Annotated in this window: 15 protein-coding genes; 11 read left to right on the top strand and 4 right to left on the bottom strand. The window is 68.9% G+C overall.

The genetic code is table 11. The features are described from left to right. Positions 1-3: 3 nt before the first annotated feature. The 4 genes from ybeY to era are packed head-to-tail and all read left to right on the top strand — an operon-like array spanning position 4 to position 3,285. Positions 4-558: an rRNA maturation RNase YbeY gene (gene ybeY, locus ACWIGI_RS06165; protein WP_454201263.1), complete on the top strand. Its 555-nt coding sequence runs from the start codon at positions 4-6 to the stop codon at positions 556-558. Beyond that, positions 555-1,934, top strand: a complete 1,380-nt coding sequence (locus ACWIGI_RS06160; protein ID WP_454201262.1) for a hemolysin family protein — start codon at positions 555-557, stop codon at positions 1,932-1,934. Before ybeY ends, ACWIGI_RS06160 begins: the two co-directional genes overlap by 4 nt. Continuing rightward, positions 1,931-2,341, top strand: a complete 411-nt coding sequence (locus tag ACWIGI_RS06155) for a cytidine deaminase (protein WP_454201261.1) — start codon at positions 1,931-1,933, stop codon at positions 2,339-2,341. Before ACWIGI_RS06160 ends, ACWIGI_RS06155 begins: the two co-directional genes overlap by 4 nt. After that, entirely contained in the window at positions 2,338-3,285 is a 948-nt protein-coding gene (gene era / locus ACWIGI_RS06150; protein ID WP_454201260.1) for a GTPase Era, read from the top strand. The genes ACWIGI_RS06155 and era overlap by 4 nt, the downstream gene beginning before the upstream one ends. Positions 3,286-3,383: 98 nt before the next feature. Here era and ACWIGI_RS06145 read toward each other — a convergent pair whose 3' ends face one another. Next, entirely contained in the window at positions 3,384-4,799 is a 1,416-nt protein-coding gene (locus ACWIGI_RS06145) for an amidase (RefSeq protein ID WP_454201259.1), read from the bottom strand. 163 nt (positions 4,800-4,962) lie between these two features. Between ACWIGI_RS06145 and recO the strand changes: the two genes are divergently transcribed. The 4 genes from recO to ACWIGI_RS06125 all read left to right on the top strand — a co-directional run bounded on the left by recO (position 4,963) and on the right by ACWIGI_RS06125 (position 9,341). Further along, the gene (recO, locus tag ACWIGI_RS06140) at positions 4,963-5,730 is read left to right on the top strand and encodes a DNA repair protein RecO (protein ID WP_454201258.1); all 768 of its coding nucleotides are present in this window, start codon (positions 4,963-4,965) and stop codon (positions 5,728-5,730) included. Between the two features lie 78 nt (positions 5,731-5,808). Beyond that, the gene (locus tag ACWIGI_RS06135) at positions 5,809-7,995 is read left to right on the top strand and encodes a DUF4132 domain-containing protein (protein WP_454201257.1); all 2,187 of its coding nucleotides are present in this window, start codon (positions 5,809-5,811) and stop codon (positions 7,993-7,995) included. Between the two features lie 138 nt (positions 7,996-8,133). Then, positions 8,134-8,937 (top strand): isoprenyl transferase, encoded by an 804-nt coding sequence (locus tag ACWIGI_RS06130; protein ID WP_354986049.1) that lies wholly within the window; start codon positions 8,134-8,136, stop codon positions 8,935-8,937. Continuing rightward, the gene (locus ACWIGI_RS06125) at positions 8,934-9,341 is read left to right on the top strand and encodes a hypothetical protein (protein ID WP_454201256.1); all 408 of its coding nucleotides are present in this window, start codon (positions 8,934-8,936) and stop codon (positions 9,339-9,341) included. Before ACWIGI_RS06130 ends, ACWIGI_RS06125 begins: the two co-directional genes overlap by 4 nt. Before the next feature lie 232 nt (positions 9,342-9,573). Here ACWIGI_RS06125 and ACWIGI_RS06120 read toward each other — a convergent pair whose 3' ends face one another. Further along, the gene (locus ACWIGI_RS06120; RefSeq protein WP_454201255.1) at positions 9,574-10,203 is read right to left on the bottom strand and encodes a TetR/AcrR family transcriptional regulator; all 630 of its coding nucleotides are present in this window, start codon (positions 10,201-10,203) and stop codon (positions 9,574-9,576) included. 102 nt (positions 10,204-10,305) lie between these two features. On the opposite strand from ACWIGI_RS06120, the gene ACWIGI_RS06115 reads away from it, so the two are divergent. Further along, positions 10,306-11,280 (top strand): hypothetical protein, encoded by a 975-nt coding sequence (locus ACWIGI_RS06115; RefSeq protein ID WP_454201254.1) that lies wholly within the window; start codon positions 10,306-10,308, stop codon positions 11,278-11,280. 70 nt (positions 11,281-11,350) lie between these two features. On the opposite strand, the gene ACWIGI_RS06110 is transcribed toward ACWIGI_RS06115, so the two are convergent. Next, complete coding sequence (locus tag ACWIGI_RS06110) at positions 11,351-11,767, bottom strand: Fur family transcriptional regulator (RefSeq protein WP_454201253.1); 417 nt, start codon at positions 11,765-11,767, stop codon at positions 11,351-11,353. 3 nt (positions 11,768-11,770) lie between these two features. Continuing rightward, on the bottom strand, positions 11,771-12,166 hold the full coding sequence (locus tag ACWIGI_RS06105; protein ID WP_454201252.1) for an ArsR/SmtB family transcription factor: 396 nt from the start codon (positions 12,164-12,166) through the stop codon (positions 11,771-11,773). Positions 12,167-12,355: 189 nt separating this feature from the next. Between ACWIGI_RS06105 and ACWIGI_RS06100 the strand changes: the two genes are divergently transcribed. Continuing rightward, positions 12,356-13,747, top strand: a complete 1,392-nt coding sequence (locus tag ACWIGI_RS06100; protein WP_454201251.1) for a glycine--tRNA ligase — start codon at positions 12,356-12,358, stop codon at positions 13,745-13,747. A gap of 191 nt (positions 13,748-13,938) precedes the next feature. Next, positions 13,939-14,649 carry a DUF6875 domain-containing protein gene (locus ACWIGI_RS06095; protein WP_454201250.1) on the top strand — a complete coding sequence of 237 codons (711 nt, stop codon included), beginning with the start codon at positions 13,939-13,941 and terminating at the stop codon, positions 14,647-14,649. Position 14,650: the final 1 nt, after the last annotated feature.

The following is a 14,650-nucleotide window of genomic DNA, read 5'->3' as shown; positions in this document are numbered from 1 at the left end:
CGGGTGAGTATCGAGATCGCCAACGAATCGGGTATCGAGGTATCCGAAGAAGAACTGATCAGTGTCGCGCGCTTCGCGATCGGTCAGATGGACGTGCACTCGGCCGCGGAGCTGTCGATGGTGCTGGTCGATCTCGACACCATGGCAGACCTGCACATGCGCTGGATGGATCTACCCGGTCCGACCGACGTCATGTCGTTCCCCATGGACGAGCTGGAGCCGGGCGGGCGGCCCGATGCCGCCGAGCCCGGCCCTTCCATGCTCGGCGACATCGTGCTCTGCCCCGAATTCGCGGCGCAGCAGGCCGAGAAGGCCGGGCACTCCATGGATCACGAGCTCGCGCTGCTGACCGTGCACGGCGTACTCCACCTGCTCGGCTACGACCACGCCGAGCCGGAGGAGGAGAAGGAGATGTTCGCCCTGCAGGCCTCGCTCCTGGAGGGCTGGTACGAGAACCAGCGCGAAGCCCGGATCCGGGAAGAACTCGCCGAGCGGGATCGGCGACTGCTGGGCAAGACCGGATTCACCGATTCCGGTGATCCGCTGGATCCCGCGTGAATTCTCTCGTTCTGCTGCTGCTGGCGATCGTGCTCGTGCCGGCCGGCGGTGTTTTCGCGGCGCTGGACTCGGCGCTGAACACGATCTCTCCCGCGCGCGTCGACGATCTGGTGCGCGCGGATCGCTCCGGCGCGGTGCGGTTGACGCGCATCATCGCCGACCGCCCGCGCTACGTGAATCTCATGGTGCTGCTGCGGGTGCTGTGCGAGATCAGCGCCACGGTGCTGCTCGCCGCGGTCCTCATGGACTGGCTGCCCGAGGTGCAGGCGCTGGTGGTCACCGCGGCCGTCATGGTGCTGGTCGACTACCTGGTGATCGGGGTCGGGCCGCGCACACTCGGCCGCCAGCACGCCTACTCGCTGGCGCTGGGCGCCTCGCTGCCGCTGCAGGCCATCGGCACGCTGCTGGGACCCATCAGCCGACTGTTGATCCTGCTCGGCAACGCCATCACCCCCGGTAAGGGATTTCGCAACGGCCCCTTCGCATCCGAGATCGAGCTGCGCGAGGTGGTCGATCTGGCCGGCGAGCGCGGCGTGGTGGACGACGAGGAACGCCGGATGATCCAGTCGGTCTTCGAACTCGGCGAGACGCCCGCCCGCGCGGTCATGGTGCCGCGCACCGAGATGGTGTGGATCGAGTCGGACAAGACCGCCGCACAGGCGATGTCGCTCGCGGTGCGATCGGGGCATTCGCGAATTCCGGTGGTGGGGGAGAACGTCGACGACATTCTCGGTGTCGTCTACCTCAAAGACCTGGTGCTGTACGCGGATCGAGCCAAGAAGGTGAAGGTCGCCGACGTCATGCGGCCCGCGGTCTTCATGCCGGACTCCAAGCCGCTGGACGCGCTGCTCGATGAGATGCAGCGCCGCCGCAACCACATGGCGGTGCTGGTGGACGAATACGGCGGTATCGCCGGGCTGGTCACCATCGAGGATGTTCTCGAGGAGATCGTCGGGGAGATCGCCGACGAGTACGACACTGACGAGACCGCGCCGGTCGAGGAGATCGGGCCCGGCAAATACCGGGTCTCGGCCCGGCTTCCGGTCGAGGACCTCGGCGAACTGTTCGGCATGGAGATCGAGGACGAGGATGTCGACACCGTCGGCGGCCTGCTCGGGCACGCGCTGGGCAGGGTGCCGCTGCCGGGTTCCAAGGCCGTGATGCACGGACTGCAATTGCGCGGCGAGGGCGGGGCGGACGCCCGCGGGCGCGTGCGCGTGAACACCGTGGTGGTGCGCCGCGCCGCCGAACCCGGTGCGAAGCCGGCGCCGGGCGATACCGCGCCGCACTCGACCGGCGACCAGAGCGCCAAAGCCAAGACCGAAGCGGCCGAACGTCTTTCGGACGGCGCGCACGAGGACGGAGTAACCCGATGACGGAACTGGACGCCGAGGACGGCAAGCTGCTGACCCTGGCCCGCGGCGCGATGGGGCGCACCGGCGGCAGCGGGGGCGCGGCCATCCGCGATACCGACGGCCGCACCTACGCGGCCGGTGAGGTCACGCTGGAGAACCTGCGCCTGACCGCGCTGCAGGCCGCGGTCGCGGCCGCGATCTCCAGTGGCGCCGAGGGATTCGAGGCGGCCGTGGTCGTGGCGGGGCGGTTCTCCGACGCCGGCGTCGCGGCGGTGCGCGAGGTCTCGCCCGCGGCCCGCGTGGTGTTCACCGACGCCAAGGGCGCGGTGTTCGAGATCATCGAATCCCCGGTCGAGGGCGATCCGGCCACCCGGCCCGGGATTCCCGCGGGCTTCGATCTGGAAACCGAGTCGGAGGTGTTCGAGTGAGCAAGGGTAAGAAGGACGAATTCCGTTCGGGCTTCGTCTGTTTCGTCGGGCGGCCCAACACCGGCAAGTCCACGCTCACCAATGCCCTGGTGGGGCAGAAGATCGCGATCACCTCCTCGCGGCCGCAGACCACCCGGCACACCATTCGCGGCATCGTGCACCGCGACCACACGCAGCTGATCCTGGTGGACACCCCCGGGCTGCACCGGCCGCGCACGCTGCTGGGGCAGCGGCTCAACGACCTGGTGCGCGACACCTACTCCGAGGTCGATGTCATCGCCATCTGCATTCCGGCGGACGAGAAGATCGGGCCCGGCGACCGGTGGATCGTCGAGCAGATCAAGACCATGGCGCCCAAGACCACCGTCATCGGCGTGGTCACCAAGATCGACAAGGTGAGCCGCGACGCGATCGCGCACCAGCTCATGGCGGTTTCGGAGCTGCTCGGGCCCGAGGCCGAGATCGTGCCGGTGTCCGCGGTCAAGGGTGAGCAGGTCGAGATCCTGGTCGACGTCATCGCCTCGAAAATGCCCGAGGGACCGGCGTTCTACCCCGACGGCGAGCTGACCGACGAGCCCGAGGAAACCCTGATGGCCGAGCTCATCCGCGAGGCCGCCCTCGAAGGTCTGGACAACGAGCTCCCGCATTCGCTCGCCGTCGTGATCGAGGACATCCTCGAACGCGAGGAGAACGAGGACACCGAGGCCGACGGCAAGCGCTCGCACGAGGGCATGCTCGACGTGCACGCCCTGCTGTACGTCGAACGCCCCAGCCAGAAGGCGATCATCATCGGCAAGGGCGGCGCCCGCCTCAAGGAGGTCGGGACCGCCGCCCGCAAGCAGATCGAACACATCCTCGGCACCCGGATCTACCTGCACCTGCACGTGAAGGTGGCCAAGGATTGGCAGCGCGACCCGAAACAGCTGGGGCGCCTGGGGTTCTGACGTGGGGCGTCTCGCGCGCTGTGCGGCCGAGGATCGGGCAGCGTCGAGTCGGCCCGATCTCCCGAGTCGGGCCGGTCGCGGATGGGTGAGGTCGGCTGTCAGGCGGCCGGGGCGCTCCACCAGTTAGCGGGGCGCTGTTGGTGCCACTTCAGTTCCGATTCCAGTTGGGCGGCAACGGAAACAAGTAGGGGCTCGGAGTTGGCGGGGCCCATCAGTTGGGCGCCGACGGGGAGGCCGGCGGCGGTGAAGCCCGCGGGGACGTTGACCGCGGGCCAGCCCAGGACGTTCCAGGGCCAGGTGTAGGGGCAGCAGGCGGTGATCAACTCGTCGGTCGCCCAGTTCCCGATGTTGTCGATCTCGTGCACGCCCGGGGGCGGGGTGGCGGTCGTGGGGGCCAGGACCACGTCGTAGTCGTCGAAGAACCGGCCGATTCGCATGCGCAGCAGGGTTTCCGCGTGGCGGGCGGCGAACAGGGCGGGGCCCAGGATCCGGCCGGTGCGCGCGTTCGCGACGGTGCGCGGGTCCACCGTCGCGCCGGGCAGCGCGTCCAGGGCCTTGCGGATGCCGACCATCGAGCGGGGCAGGAAGGTCGCGCCCATCATGACGCCGTAGTGCAGATCCGCCACGGTCACCTCGTGGCCCAGGCGGCGCAGGGTGTTGGCGGTCGCGTGTACGCGCGCTTCCACCTCGCGATCGAGGCGGGTTCTGGTGGCGGTGAACGGGATTCGCAGGGACAGCGCGATGCGCAGGCGGCCGGGGTCGCGGCCGACGGCGTCGGAGACGCGCAGGGCGGGCGGGGTGTGCAGGTCGCCGGCGTGCGGGCCGGCGGCGGCGTCGAGCAGCAGCGCCGCGTCGGCGACCGTGCGGGCGAGGGGGCCGTGCACGGTGAGGCCCTCGAACGCCTCGGGCAGCGGCCAGGTCGAGATGCGCCCGCGCTGGGGCTTGATGCCGACCAGGTTGTTCCAGGACGCCGGGATGCGGACCGAGCCCGCGCCGTCGGAACCCAGTGCGGCGGGCACCAATCCGGCTGCCACGGCCGCGGCCGAGCCGCCCGAGGAGCCGCCCGGGGTGCGCTCGGAGCCCCAGGGATTGCGGGTGTGGCCGAAGGCGTCGCCGCTGGTGAACGGCAGCTGCCCGAGCTCGCAGGTGTTGGTCTTGCCGACGATCACCGCACCCGAGATCCGCAGCCGCCGAACCGCTTCCGCGTCCTGCGTCTTGGCCGGGAAGTCGCCGCCGCACCCGAAAGCGGTGGGGCTGCCGACGATGTCGGTGTCGTCCTTGATGGCCAGCGGGACGCCGAGCAGTGGCGCCCGCTCGCCCGCGGCCAGCTTGCGGTCGGCCTCGGCGGCCTCGGCCAGCGCGGCCGCGCGGCGCACCACCCGGAAGGCGTTCATGCCCGCCTGGCTCGCTTCGATCCGGTCGAGCGCGGCCCCGGTCGCCTCGACCGAGGTGACCTTCCCCTGCGCGAGCGCGTCGGCCAGCTCCGCCAGCCCCAGTTCACCAATAGACGCCATCGTCATGTGAGTCCCGTCTCCCAGCTGTAAGCAGGAAACGTAGCGCGATTCTGGTCACACGTCCAATGTCACTTTCGGCCAAGATCGGGCGCGGTGCGAGGTTCGGGCGGGCACGCCGATGACCGGGGCGTGCGCGGTCGGTGTCGCGTGCGAGACTGTTGCGGTGCAGCTGTACAGAGACAACGCGGTGGTGCTCCGCCAGCACAAGCTGGGCGAGGCCGACCGCATCGTCACGTTGCTGACGCACAAGTACGGGCTGGTGCGCGCGGTCGCCAAGGGGGTGCGGCGGACCAGGTCCAAGTTCGGGGCCCGGCTCGAGCCGTTCGCCTACATCGACGTGCAGCTGCATCCGGGGCGGAGCCTGGACGTCGTGACCCAGGTGCACACGGTGGAGTCCTTCGCCTCGGACATCGTCGCCGACTACGGCCGCTACACCACCGCCTGCGCCGTGCTCGAGACCGCCGAGCGGCTCGCCGGCGAGGAACGCGCCCCCGCCCCCCGCCTGCACACCCTGACCGCGGGCGCGCTGCGCGCGATCGCCCTGGGCCGCCGCCCGCACGAACTGATCCTCGACGCCTTCCTGTTGCGCGCCATGGGTTTCGCGGGCTGGGCTCCCGCCCTCGACGCCTGCGCCCGCTGCGCGACCCCCGGCCCGCACCGCGCCTTCCACGTCGCGGCCGGCGGCGCGGTCTGCGTGCACTGCCGCCCGCCCGGCGCGGCCACCCCCATCCTCGGCGTCCTGGAACACATGGTCGCCCTCAACGTCGGCGACTGGTCCGGCGTGGACGCGGTCCCCGACAACATGCGCCGCCAGGCCAGCGGCCTGATAGCCGCCCACCTCCAGTGGCACCTCGAACGCCAGCTCCGGACCCTCCCCCTGATCGAACGCACCCGCCCCCACGAGGCCGCCGAGTCCGCCTCCGTCGGCTGACCACGCCGGTAGCCCGGGTGTCGGGCCGCGCGGATACATTGCTGGCGAAGGCAAATGGCAAGCAGCTCAGGGGAGTAGTTGACGCACACACCGATCGACGCCGATACCGGTTCGCTACCGGAGGTGCTGGCGTCACCACCCTGGCTGGCGCGCAAGAAGACTCGTCCGGTCGTGGTCGAACTGGATGTCGCCCCGGCCCCGGTGCGGCTGAAATGGCTGCCGGGCGAACAGGAGGAGTGGGCCGGTATCCGGCTCCGGCGCATGCCCGAGACCGCGGAGGCGTGGACGCGCGAGATCGACAAGGCCGTGGCCGCACTCGAGTACCCGCTCGTGCGGGTGCTCGCCTCCGGACCGGAAGAGTTGGCGCGCCCGTACCTGCCACTGCTCGCGCAGATCCCGGTGCATCGGATGTTCGGCTTCAGCGCCTCCTCCTACCCGGCCGACGGCCCGCACCGGAAGTTGCTGGGCCGCTACGGGATCGACGTGGCGGACGTGATACTCGGTGCGGCACGGAACAGCGAGCATTTCGGGGCACCGCTGCTGATGCCCATGGTCGGATCCGAGATCACGGCCGTCATGCTGGGGTGGCTGGAGCGCGACGACCTGATCGCGGCCGCCGCGCGGGAGTGGTTCGAGCGCAACGCCGCCGACGCCATGCCGGACCTGATTCCCGCCGCGGTCGGCAAGGGCGTCAAGGCACGACGCGAAGCCGAACAGATGCTGTGGTCGCTGGACCGGGCCGGTCACCGCGAGCTGATTCGCGCCGCGGCCGCCGGCTTCGGAGCCGACGTCGCCGCCGTCATCGACGACATGCTCGACCGGGATCCGCTGTTGCGCCTGCCCACTCGGGTGCCGAAGTCGCCGGCCTGGCTCGATGTGGCTGAACTGCCGCGAATCCGGTTGCGGGACAGCACCGATGTGGTGCCGGTGGCGGCGGTGGAGCACCTGGTGAGCATGCTCATGATGTGCTCGCCGGACGGCGACTACCCCGGGGTGGCGATCGCGGCCGCGGCGCTCGACCCGGCCTCTACCGGCGACTTCGTCTGGGCGCTCTATCGCGAATGGGTGTCCGCGAAGTACCCCGCCAAGCGCAACATGTGGCCGCTGCGGGCTCTGGGCCTGCTCGGCAACGACGAGACCGCCGCCCGGCTGCGCACGCTCGCCGAGGGCGACCGAGCCGTGAACCGCGCGGTCGAGGCGCTCGACATGCTGGCGCTGATGGGAACTCGCAACGCGCACATGCATATTCAGCGCGCCCTGGAGAACTCGAGTTGGCCGCAGGTGCGCGAGCGGGCACACGGGATCGTGCGGGACCTCGCCGCCGGGTTCGGGTTGTCACCCGCCGAGTTCGCCGACCGCGCGGTGCCGGATCTGGGCCTGAGCGAACACGGCACGTTCATCGTGGATTACGGCACGCGGCAGTTCGTGATCGGCCTCGACGACGATCTGGATCCGATGGTGTGCGAGGCGGACGGCACCGTGCGCGAGAGTCTGCCCCGGCCCGGCTCGACCGACGGTCCGGGCGCACCGGCGGCCCACGCGGCGTTCGCCTCCTTCAAGAAGGCTCTCAAGGCCGCCATCGTCGATCAATCGATCCGCATGGAAACGGCCATGGTGCAGCGCCGTCGCTGGAGCGCGGCCACCCAGCGCGATCTGTACATCGACCATCCGCTGCTGCGTCAGCTCGCCCGCCGCCTGGTCTGGGCGACCTTCGACGCCGACGGCACACCCGGCGTGGCCTTCCGCATCGATGTCGACGGCACCCTCGCCGATATCGACGACGACCGCATCGAATTGCCCGACGACGCCGCGGTCGGCATCGCACATCCGCTGCACCTGGGCGATTCCATCAAGACCTGGTCCGAGGTCTTCGCCGACTACGGCCTGGCCCAACCCTTCCAGCAACTCGAGCGCCGCTACTTCGACGCGGAATCTCCACAGTTGCGGGAAGGCCCGGACGCCTTCCGGGGTAGCGCCGTCCAGACCGGCAGACTGCTCGCCCTGAACCGCTACGGCTGGGCCAAGGGCTACGGCGACAACGGCTCCACCACCCGATTCCTGCGCACCCTGCCCGGCAATCGCGGCCAGGTCCGGCTCTACATCTCCCCGGGGATCGACGGCCGCGACCCCATGGGTATCCCGGAACAGATCATCGACGACATCGTGCTCCCCGACGATCTCGAGGACCACACACCGTCCTGGCACTCCGGACTCACCGAGATAGAAGCCTCCGAACTCCTGCGCGAACTGGACACCCTCCGCTGACGGAATCGCGATCGGGTGCGGATCGTGGGACGCTCACCCGCGAACCGCGCGTTCGCACCCGTCCGATGTGTGGGGAAGTTGGGTGGAGGTTGGGGGAATGCTGTGGGCGGCGTCGAGCCCGCGCACGCATCGGGCAGGATGGTGGGCGTGATCGGTACTCGCAAACCCTCCACCGTCCTGCGCGACGTGCGTCCGCCGTCGCCGCACCCCTCCGGGGCGACCCCGCCCGCCATCCCGGCGGAATTCGTGCCCAAGCACGTCGCGCTGGTCATGGACGGCAACGGCCGGTGGGCGCAGGAGCAGGGGCTGCCGCGCACCGCGGGGCACGAGCGCGGCGAGGCGGTGCTCATGGACACCGTCGAGGGCTGCATCGAGATCGGCGTCAAGTGGCTCTCGGCGTACGCGTTCTCGACCGAGAACTGGCGGCGCAGCCCGGACGAGGTGAAGTTCCTCATGGGCTTCAATCGTGACGTCATCCGCCGCCGTCGCGACGAGATGCACGAGATGGGGGTGCGGGTCCGCTGGGCGGGACGCCGACCGCGCCTGTGGCGCAGCGTGATCAAGGAGCTGGAAGTCGCCGAGGAGCTCACCAAGGACAACACGGTCATGACCCTGACCATGTGCGTGAACTACGGCGGTCGCGCCGAGATCGCGGACGCGGCAAGGGAAATCGCGCGCCGGGTGAAGTCGGGCGAGATCGACCCGGAGAAGGTGAACGAGGACACGATCGCCAGATTCCTCGACGAACCCGATATGCCGGACGTGGATCTGTTCCTGCGCCCCTCGGGTGAGTTCCGCACCTCGAACTTCCTCATGTGGCAGTCCGCCTACGCCGAATTCGTCTTCCAGGAAACGCTTTTCCCGGACTTCGACCGCCGCAACCTGTGGGCCGCCTGCCTCGAATACGCCAAGCGGGACCGTCGCTTCGGCGGCGTCAGGTGAGCGAGGACGTCTCCACCGCCGAGGAGCTGCAGGCCCGCGCCGGCGCCTGCCTGGCCAAGTACGACGTGGACGTCCGCGTCGAGGACGGCGGGCTCGGCTTCGAGTTCGACGGCGCGCTGTGCTCGCTGCGCGGGGTGAATCTGGCCCCCGGTCTGGACGTACTCACCCTGACCTGCGTGCTGGCCTGGGACCGCCAGCTCAAACCGCAGCTGCACAAGCGCGTCGCCGAACGCAACGCCGCCCTGCAGTTCGGCTCGATTACGTTGGTCGCGCACGACAAGCAGGCCGACATCATCCTGCGCTACACCTTCCCGGCCGCGGGCCTGGACGACGAGCCCTTCGCGACCATGCTGCTGCTGGTGCTCTCCGGCGCGGGCCGTGCCCGCCAGGGATTGCTGGCCTGAGCCCGGCGGAGTAGTTCCCAACGGCCGCAACACTGTTCGGTGTTGCGGCCGTTCCGCATATCGGATCTCGCCGACACCCCGAACCGCACGAGTCGACGACCTCGGCAGACGAGGCGGCGCGCGGAATCCCGCCTCGTCGAGATCGCGGACCGCGACCCCGTCGTAGCGCTGTTTCCGGTTGCGCGGTGGCGTTCGTGGTTCGGTGCCGCCGGGCCGGCCCGCCGCGCCCGCGTCAGTTCGGCGAGACCTCGGATGTCGCCGCCAACGGCTGGTACGCCGGCAGTATCTGCTCCACGCCCCGCGCGAAGGTCTCCGGATCGGTGTCGCCCAGGATCAGGGACTGGAGAATGAACCCCGGTAGCAGCCCCACGAAGGCGCGGGAGACCGCGTCGGTGTCGGCGTCGGGGGCGAGCCAGCCGACCTCGCGCATGCGGTTGGCGTAGTCCAGCCACAACCGCCGCATGCCGCCGATGTTGGTCCGCACGTAGTCGGCGATGTTCGGATCGGTCAGGGCCAGCGACCACGCCTGCGGGATGAGCCGCACCGGCCCGCCCGGCCCGCTGAGCCGCACGATCGACTCGGCGACGGTGCGCACGAGCTGCGGGGGAGTGGGCAGCGGATCGCTGTAGACGGCCTCGCTGAGCGCGGCGCGCAGATCGACCGTGGCCTCGGTGGTCAGGGCCGCGATGATGTCGTCCTTGGACTTGAAGTACCGGTAGACCGCGCCCGCCGACAATCCGGACTCGGCGAAGACGTCCTGCATGGTCGTGGTGTGGAGGCCCTTGCGGGCGAAGCACGTTTGCGCGGCGTCCAGGATCTGCTGCCTGCGGCGTTCCAGGTGTTCTTCGCTGACTCGGGGCATGCGTCAAAAGTAAAACGAATATCCGTTCTTGACAAGCTGACAGCGGAATGTCAGGGTTGTCCCATCAAAAAGAACGAACCTTCGCTTTCTTGGGATGGACAGATGAACACCACACGCAAGGCCGTAGCCATCGGTCTGGCCGCAGCGCTCATCCAGGCGGTCATGCTCATCGCGTTCGCTTGGCCGGCCACCAACATCGCCCCGCGTGATCTGCCCCTCGCGGTCGCCGGGCCGCAGGCCGCCATGGTCGAGCAGAAGCTCACCGCGCAGGATTCCGGCGCCTTCGAGATCCGCACTGTCGCCGACGAATCCGCCGCCCGCGCCGCCATCGAGGATCGAGAGGTGTACGGCGCCATCGTGACCGGCGGGGGAGCGCCCCGGGTCATGGTCGCCTCGGCCGCGAGTCCCGCCGTCGCACAACAGCTCTCGGCCGTCGCGCAACAGCTCTCGGGTCAGCCCGCCGCCGCCGTGCAGGACGTGGTGCCCGCCGATTCCGACGATCCGCGCGGCGCCGGCTTCGGATCCATGGTGCTGCCGCTGGTCATGTCCGGCATCGCCGCCGGCGTGCTGCTGACGCTGCTGGTGCCCTCGGTGGCGCAGCGCGGTCTCGGCCTGGTGAGCTTCGCCGTGGCCGGCGGCCTGCTCAGCATGGCCATCGCCCAGGGCTGGCTGTCGATCCTGCCCGGCTCCTACCTGACCCTGGCCGCAATCGCCGGACTCGTCTCCTTCGCGGTGGCCGGAGCGGTGACCGGACTCGCGGCGGCACTCGGCCGCGCGGGCATCGGCCTGGCGGCCCTGACCATGCTCCTGGTCGGAAACCCGTTCTCCGCGGCCACCTCCGCCCCCGAACTGCTGCCGCAGCCCTGGGGCGCGATCGGCCAGCTGCTCCCGCCCGGTGCGGCCGCGAGCCTGCTGCGCTCGGTCGCCTACTTCGACGGCGCGGGCGCCGCCGCCCCGCTGCTGACCCTGCTGGCCTGGGCCGCCGCCGCGGTGATCCTGCTCGGGATCGGCGTCTACCGCACCCCGCGCACGGCGACCGCCCCGGCCGCGCAGCCGGAACTGGCCCCCGCGGTCTGAGCTACGTCCGACCCACGCACGACGCGACCCCGCCTGTCAGGACAGGCGGGGTCGCGTCGTATCCCGAGCCTCAGGCGGATCGGCTCGCCGAGCAGGCCGGGCAGGTTCCGAAGATCTCCATGGTGTGGCTGATGCCGGTGAACCCGTGCTCGGCCGCGATCGAGTCGGCCCAGGCTTCCACCGTGGGTCCCTCGACCTCGACGGTGGATCCGCAGTGCCGGCACACCAGGTGATGGTGGTGCCCGGTCGAGCACTGCCGGTACACCGACTCGCCGGAGTCGGTGCGCAGCATGTCGACCATGCCCGCGTCGGCGAGCGACTGCAGGGTCCGGTAGACCGTGGTCAGGCCGATGCCCTCACCGCGGCGGCGCAGTTCGTCGTGCAGCTCCTGCGCGGAGCGGAATTCGTCGATGTCGGCGAGCAGGGCCGCGATGGCGCTGCGCTGGCGGGTGCTGCGAACACCGACTGTCTTCTCGGTCGTTCCCACGGTTCACCCTTCCTCGGCGTGCGCGACGGCGTCGATGACGATGTGCGCCAGATGCTCGTCCACCAGTTCGTAGATCACTTCGCGCCCGGTGCGCTCCCCGCGGACCACGCCCGCGGACTTGAGGATCCGCAGGTGCTGGCTGATCAGCGGTTGTGTCACCCCGAGGGTATCGACCAGCTCGTGCACGCAGCGCGGCGATTCGCGCAGCTGCAGCACGATCGCGATGCGCACCGGCGCGGCCAGCGCCCGCAGCAGTTCCCCGGCCGAGTCGAGGATATTGCGCGAGGGCACCGCGGGCGGCACGGGGGATCGATAGGGGTACGGGTCGTGCGGAATCGCGATCGGCGGTTCCGTCTCGACGCGGGCGCGCCGTAGCGGCGCCCCACTCTCCGTTGTCATCGAACCAACTCCTTATTGGAAATCGATGCCATTTTTGTATGCACGGGTGCGCATGTCAAATGGGCGCGCGGCGCGGGTCGTGACGAGTCCGGTTCGAACAGGGGACAGCGGGTGCAAACTCCCTTGCCCGCGACAGATAGTCTTAAACGAATCCCTGGCAATCTTCCGGACCGGATGGAGATATCTCGAGTGGCACCCAAGTCGAAGGTGGATACTGTCGCCAACCTCGCCAAGCGACGGGGTCTGGTGTACCCGGCCGGTGAGATCTACGGCGGCACACGCTCGGCGTGGGATTACGGCCCGCTCGGCGTCGAGCTCAAGGAGAACATCAAGCGGCAGTGGTGGCGGTCCATGGTGACCAGCCGCGAGGATGTCGTCGGCCTGGACTCCTCGATCATTCTCCCGCGTCAGGTGTGGGTGGCCTCGGGCCACGTCGCGGTGTTCAACGATCCGCTGGTGGAATGCCTCAACTGCCACAAGCGGCACCGGCAGGACCACCTGCAGGAGGCGTACGCCGCCAAGCACAAGATCGACGACCCGGACACGGTCACGATGGACCTCATCGGCTGTCCCGACTGCGGCACCGTCGGCAAGTGGACCGAGCCGCGCGACTTCAACATGATGCTCAAGACCTACCTCGGCCCGGTGGAGACCGAAGAGGGCATGCACTACCTGCGCCCGGAGACCGCGCAGGGCATCTTCGTGAACTACAAGAACGTCGAGACCACCGCGCGCAAGAAGCCGCCGTTCGGCATCGCCCAGATCGGCAAGAGCTTCCGCAACGAGATCACCCCCGGCAACTTCATCTTCCGCACGCGCGAGTTCGAGCAGATGGAGATGGAGTTCTTCGTCAAGCCGGGTGAAGACGAGCAGTGGCACCAGTACTGGATCGACACCCGCATGGCCTGGTACACGGACCTGGGCATCGATCCGGAGAACCTGCGCATCTATGAGCACCCGAAGGAGAAGCTCTCGCACTACTCCACCCGCACGGTGGACATCGAGTACCGCTTCCGCTTCCAGGGCAGCGAGTGGGGTGAGCTCGAGGGCGTCGCGAACCGCACCGACTTCGATCTCAAGACGCATTCGGAGCATTCGGGCCAGGATCTGAGTTTCTTCGATCAGACCGCGAACGAGCGCTACATCCCGTACGTGATCGAGCCCGCGGCCGGTCTGACCCGCTCGCTCATGGCCTTCCTGGTGGACGCCTACAGCGAGGACGAGGCCCCCAACGCCAAGGGCGAGCTGGAGAAGCGCATCGTGCTGCGCCTGGATCGCCGGCTGGCCCCGATCAAGGCCGCGGTGCTGCCGCTCTCGCGCAACGCCGATCTCTCGCCCAAGGCGAAGGATCTGGCCGCGCAGCTGCGCAAGAACTGGAACGTCGAGTTCGACGACGCCGGTGCCATCGGCCGCCGCTACCGCCGTCAGGACGAGATCGGCACCCCGTTCTGCATCACCGTCGACTTCGACACCCTCGAGGATCACGCGGTGACCGTGCGCGAGCGCGACTCGATGGCGCAGGAGCGCATCGCGCTCGATCAGGTGGAGAGCTACCTGGCGACTCGCCTGCTCGGCGCCTGATTTTCACTTCTCGGAAAAGACCGGTCAACATCTGACCGGTCTTTTCTTTTTCGCTCTGCCCCTGAAATTCGGGGCGCTATCGGCGAATTCGGGTATCCCACTACTCGGGTTAACAACTCACCATCGGCGGACTATTTATAGGTATGGGGCAACGGCGCCTGCCGCTGTGCTTCGATCTGTCGAGGTGAGTCATGAGCGAGCGTGTTATCGGCCCCCGCTCGGGGCTGCAATGGGTCTCATTGGGGGACACCGCATCTTCTTGTCCGGCCGCACGATCGACCGTCGCGGCATTTCGATCATGGGCGGATTCCTATCTGACCCGTCCCAGTGATGAACTGGGCCGTGACGGGCCGGTATGCCCGTACGTCAAACCGGCCATGCGCCGCGATCTGCTGTGGCTGGCCCGGGTGCCGGGCGCCGAGCCCCACCCGATGACGGTGCGCGCAATTATCGAGGACGCACTTGCGATTTATCCTGCACTGCCGACGGGGAACGGCAGTTCGACTTCGGTACTGCGCGCATTGATCACCGTCTTTCCGAACCTGTCCGACTATTCGCTGATCGATGACATCCACGCCGAATTCAAGAGCAGATTCGTGGCGCAGGGCGCGATGTTCGGGCAATTCTATCCGGGCTGTGATCAACCGGGCCTGTGGAACAAAGACTTTCGGCCATTGGACGCGCCGATGCCGATGCTCGTGGTGCGCAGCATGATGACCACCGACTTCCCCTTTCTGCTCGGCAGGCGGGAATGGATGGACTCCTACGTCCGAAAGTTCGCGCCCACGTTGCCCGCTCACGTCCGCGCGGTCATGGTCGGGCGGTTGACCGCTCGCCCGGACGCGTGGGTGCCCGCGTACGCCGAGCAGCGGGACGAACCGTGCTCGACCGGTAATCGATGAG

Source organism: Nocardia sp. NPDC055321 (assembly GCF_053645575.1).
The sequence above is the reverse complement of the archived record's forward strand: the minus strand, read 5'-3'. Positions and strand labels throughout refer to the sequence as shown.

What these genes read in the sequence shown, in the direction of transcription:
- ACWIGI_RS06095 (WP_454201250.1), top strand. Translation starts at nt 13,939, where the DNA reads ATGAGCGAGCGTGTTATCGGCCCCCGCTCGGGGCTGCAATGGGTCTCA.
- ACWIGI_RS06130 (WP_354986049.1), top strand. Translation starts at nt 8,134, where the DNA reads ATGGTGGGCGTGATCGGTACTCGCAAACCCTCCACCGTCCTGCGCGAC.
- ACWIGI_RS06155 (WP_454201261.1), top strand. Translation starts at nt 1,931, where the DNA reads ATGACGGAACTGGACGCCGAGGACGGCAAGCTGCTGACCCTGGCCCGC.
- ACWIGI_RS06120 (WP_454201255.1), bottom strand. Translation starts at nt 10,203, where the DNA reads ATGCCCCGAGTCAGCGAAGAACACCTGGAACGCCGCAGGCAGCAGATC.
- ACWIGI_RS06105 (WP_454201252.1), bottom strand. Translation starts at nt 12,166, where the DNA reads ATGACAACGGAGAGTGGGGCGCCGCTACGGCGCGCCCGCGTCGAGACG.
- ACWIGI_RS06115 (WP_454201254.1), top strand. Translation starts at nt 10,306, where the DNA reads ATGAACACCACACGCAAGGCCGTAGCCATCGGTCTGGCCGCAGCGCTC.
- ACWIGI_RS06145 (WP_454201259.1), bottom strand. Translation starts at nt 4,799, where the DNA reads ATGGCGTCTATTGGTGAACTGGGGCTGGCGGAGCTGGCCGACGCGCTC.